Origin of the sequence: Pseudorhodobacter sp., from assembly GCF_030452865.1 — a bacterium.
Lineage (GTDB): Bacteria > Pseudomonadota > Alphaproteobacteria > Rhodobacterales > Rhodobacteraceae > Pseudorhodobacter.
The window spans coordinates 1-3996 of sequence record NZ_JAKDLJ010000340.1 but is presented as its reverse complement, the minus strand read 5'-3'; the positions used below and the strand labels follow the sequence as shown (position 1 = coordinate 3996).

General features: G+C 57.0%; 6 protein-coding genes. 5 read left to right on the top strand and 1 reads right to left on the bottom strand.

The window, feature by feature from the left end:
• Positions 1–609 (bottom strand): lytic transglycosylase domain-containing protein (locus L0H65_RS15850; RefSeq protein WP_301460069.1); only part of this gene is annotated, 609 nt, incomplete at its 3' end.
• Between the two features lie 415 nt (positions 610–1024).
• Between L0H65_RS15850 and L0H65_RS15845 the strand changes: the two genes are divergently transcribed.
• The 5 genes from L0H65_RS15845 to L0H65_RS15825 form a co-directional block, all read left to right on the top strand.
• Positions 1025–1222 (top strand): Flp family type IVb pilin, encoded by a 198-nt coding sequence (locus L0H65_RS15845; protein WP_301460067.1) that lies wholly within the window; start codon positions 1025–1027, stop codon positions 1220–1222.
• Positions 1223–1550: 328 nt separating this feature from the next.
• The gene (locus L0H65_RS15840; RefSeq protein ID WP_301460064.1) at positions 1551–1748 is read left to right on the top strand and encodes a Flp family type IVb pilin; all 198 of its coding nucleotides are present in this window, start codon (positions 1551–1553) and stop codon (positions 1746–1748) included.
• A 237-nt stretch (positions 1749–1985) separates the two neighbouring features.
• The gene (locus L0H65_RS15835; RefSeq protein WP_301460062.1) at positions 1986–2171 is read left to right on the top strand and encodes a Flp family type IVb pilin; all 186 of its coding nucleotides are present in this window, start codon (positions 1986–1988) and stop codon (positions 2169–2171) included.
• A gap of 38 nt (positions 2172–2209) precedes the next feature.
• The gene (gene cpaB / locus L0H65_RS15830) at positions 2210–3055 is read left to right on the top strand and encodes a Flp pilus assembly protein CpaB (protein ID WP_301460061.1); all 846 of its coding nucleotides are present in this window, start codon (positions 2210–2212) and stop codon (positions 3053–3055) included.
• Positions 3056–3308: 253 nt separating this feature from the next.
• Positions 3309–3996, top strand: a 688-nt coding sequence (locus L0H65_RS15825; RefSeq protein ID WP_301460066.1) for a pilus assembly protein N-terminal domain-containing protein, incomplete at its 3' end; no start/stop codon positions are given.

Genomic DNA, 3996 nt, shown 5'->3' with positions numbered 1-3996 from the left:
ACCCTTGATATTCTGCGCCGGATCAGTCGAATCGGTCACACCAAAGCGTTCTGCGGTGGCCGGGATCAACTGCATCAAACCCTGCGCCCCGGCCGAGCTGACGGCTTCCGGTCGCCCGGCACTTTCAACGCCGATCACCGCAAGAACCAAAGCGGGGGAAACACTTGTGCCGAGGGTGGCTTTCAAAATTTCGGTGCCGTATTTGGCGGCGACCTCTTGCAGGTGTTGCATCCGTGGCGCACGGACCGAAGCGCCTGCCGGACCTTGTGACAGGGACGCCATCGCCAAAGTGTAGCGCCCGTCCTTGGCGGTCTGCGCCGCGGGCACCTTGTCCCAGAACCAGCCATATGCGGCTTTGGCGGCGGGCAAGGGCGGCCCGTCCGCCGCGGTCACCGTCTGCCCCTGATCAACCGGGGCAGCGGGCGTGGGCGTGGCCATCACGGCAAGACGCCGCGCCTGCTCTGCCGGATCAATCTGAACTGTGATGCGCGGGCCGGATTTATGTTGCCCGACCACTATTCGGCGGGCGGAAAAATCATCCTGAAACGGCGGGGTTTGTGCAACCGCAGCGCAGGGAAAGGCCATTCCCCATAGGAAAACACCCAGCATGGCCCGCGTTGCCACAGCCAAATTCTTTGCCGATTCTGGCATGGTCGTTACACTGCTCTTATTATTCTTTTGCCAAAGGGTGGCAGGAATCAGGGTCTGCCGCCACTGTTTTAGTCATCAGATTGTGGCCAAATCGCCCAATTTGGCCGGAATGTCACAGGTTTGCCAAGTGCTTTCGTTTATCACCCAGGCAACTCGCCGAAAAATATCATTGTTTTTCCGTGCCTTGCAATTTCTTACCAGAATAATAACGCCGCCACGAAAATGCCCTTTCGCTTTCCGAGCGATGCCACATTCCGACTGTCTAAAAGGGTCATACCGCAACGGTGATCGGCACGGAACAGAGGCCAGCCCGAGATGATCTGGAACGGTGATGAAACCTGATTGCAAACATCTTCCTCGAAAGGGATCCAAAATGAAAATCATGAACGCTTTCAAAAACTTCGCAAACGACGAATCTGGTGCTGTGACCGTTGACTGGGTTGTGCTGACCGCCGCAATCGTGGGCCTGGGCCTGGTTGTGATGAACACCGTTGGCGCCGGCGTCACCAATCTGGGCAACAAGGTCGCAACCGACCTGTCCAACACCGACTTCACCTTCGAAGGCCGTTAATCCCTTCCGGTCTCGAAGACCAACACGAGGAATGGCCGCGCCCTGTCAGGACGCGGCCTTTTTCATTTTGCCGCATCACAAGCTGCGCAAAGCCGCGCGCCCGCAGATGCCATGACCGCCGCATCGTTTCCAAAGTGATAACCAACTGTTTCGCTCTTTCAAGAAACTTACTTGGAGTTTTCACGATCCAGCCGCAATCCGAACACTTTTGAACGGCCATATAAGCCCATGCCGAGGCGGTGATCGGAACGGAACAGAGACCATTCCGAGATGATCCGAAGCGGTGTTGAAACCTGGATGCAAACAACCTCCTCGAAAGGGATACCAAATGAAACTGATGAACGCTTTCCAAAACTTCGCAAAAGACGAATCTGGTGCTGTGACCGTTGACTGGGTCGTGCTGACCGCCGCAATCGTGGGCCTGGGCCTGGTTGTGATGAACACTGTCGGCGCCGGCGTCACCAATCTGGGCAACAAGGTCGCAACCGACCTGTCGAACACCGACTTCACCTTCGAAGGCCGCTGATCCGCGTTCGCCCGAAATCTCGAAACTGAAAGGGCCGCGCCTTGCTTGGGCGCGGCCTTTTCGTTGCCCGAAACCTGGACGGGGCTTGGCCATGACAGACCCCGACAACCTGCCAAAAAGGGATGCCCGTCCCAGATTGGAACCAAGCCAACCCCAATTTGGCCATATTTCTTTGCAAGAAACAAAATCAGAACCGCAATCCTGCCCAGCGCAACAGTCATCGTAAGGTTATCGAAAATGGACAAGATCAAGAGCTTTCTTCGGAATGACGATGGCGCCGTCACGATTGATTGGGTGGTCTTGTCGGCGGCAATCATCGGAATCGGCTTGTTGGTGCTGATCCCGATCGGCAACTCCACCGATTCGAGTGCAACAAAAATTGCAGGCGATATCAGTGACCAATCTGTGGGCTATGGCAGATAACAAGCGATCAATCGCTGAATCTTCGAGAGGTAGATGCAATGAGAATGGTATTTGGACTTGTGCTCGTCGTCGGGTTGGGACTCGCCGGGCTGGCTGTATGGATGGTGCAAGGCTATGTCAGTCAGGCGCAAATAGATGTCGCGCGGGAAAAAGCCGCGCGGATGAAACTGGGGGAGTTGGTGCAGGTCTATGTGGTCAACAAGCCGTTGGCCTATGGCAGCCCGCTGACAAGGGACGATGTGGAAAAGGCGCTTTTCCCGTCAAACTTCCTGCCGGAAGGATCATTCGCCAAAGAGGAAGACCTTTTCCCCGGTGAATATGCCCAGCCGCGCTACATTACCCGCCAGATGGAAAAGATGGAACCGGTTCTTGCCGCTAAGGTCACCGAACCAGGCACCGATGTCGGACTGACCGCCCGCCTGTCCAAGGGCAAACGCGCCTTTGCAATCAAGGTCGATGTCGCCTCCGGCGTCTCGGGTTTTGTGCAACCGGGTGACAATGTCGATGTCTATTGGACCGGCAGCGCCGAAGGCCGCAGCAATGAGATTACTCAATTGATCGAGAATGCCGTCAAGGTCGTCGCCATCGACCAAGCCGCGAACAGCGACCGCAACTCCGGCGCAACTGTCGCGAGGACCGTGACAGTAGAGGCGACACCGCAACAGGTTGCACGTCTCGCGCAGGCCCAGGCGACCGGGCGGCTTGCGCTTTCGCTGGTCGGAACCGGGGACACGACTGTCGTTGAAGGTGTCGAAGTCGACAGCGCTGGCTTGCTCGGCATTCAAGCCGTGGTGCCGGAACAGGTCGAACAGGCCAAGGTTTGCACGATCAAAACCCGTCGCGGAGCCGAAGTCGTGGAAATTCCGATCGCCTGCACCAATTAATCGCGCCGGGGCCGCCTACCGTATTTAGTGGCCGTCGCCGCCAAACAACGAGAACTTGCGACAGACTTTAACTCTGTTGCAAGTTATCCACATCAAGAACGGCCAATAAGGTTTTGATTCTTGCAAAAAATGGCGAAACCCTGCAAGGTGAAGCCAATATGGGCGTAAAAAGACCCGTACCGAGGTGTGATCGAAAGGCAGTGATATGAAAATGCGGACCCTTCTGGGGGCTACGGCGCTTGGCCTTGCACTGATGCAACCAGCCACGCAAGGGGCGCAAGCCCAGACGTTGCGGGTGATGTCAGGCGGCCCCGCCAGTGCTTTGCAAGTTCCCATGAACCGCGCTGTTGTCGTTGAAAGTGACATCGCATTTGCGGAACTGTCCATCGCCAACCCCGGCATCGCAGATATTTCCACCCTGTCCGACAAGTCGATCTATGTGCTTGGCAAAGCGCCCGGTCGCACGACGATGACATTGCTGGGTGCAGATGGGCGGTTGATTTCCAACGTCGATGTGCACGTCACCCCCGACATTGCGGAATTCAAGGAACGGCTCCGGCAAATTCTGCCCGGCGAGCAAATCGAGGTGCGCACGGCAAACGACGGGATCGTGCTGTCAGGCACGGTTTCATCCACCGCCAAGCTGGACCGCGCCCTTGATCTTGCAAACCGCTATGCCCCGGAACGGATTTCAAACCTGATGAGCGTTGGCGGAACCCAGCAGGTGATGCTGAAGGTGCGCTTTGCAGAAATGCAACGCTCCGTTTCCAAAAGCCTTTCGGCCTCGCTTGGCCTCAGCGGTGGAATCGGCGGTGGCAAGGTCGGCACCTCCGGCGGTTCAAACCGCTTTGCAAGCGGTGCCGCTTTGGCCAACACCTTGTCAGGCGGGACTACCGAGGCGAAAGCAGACAGCAACGGCGCGATGACAATCGGCTTTTCCG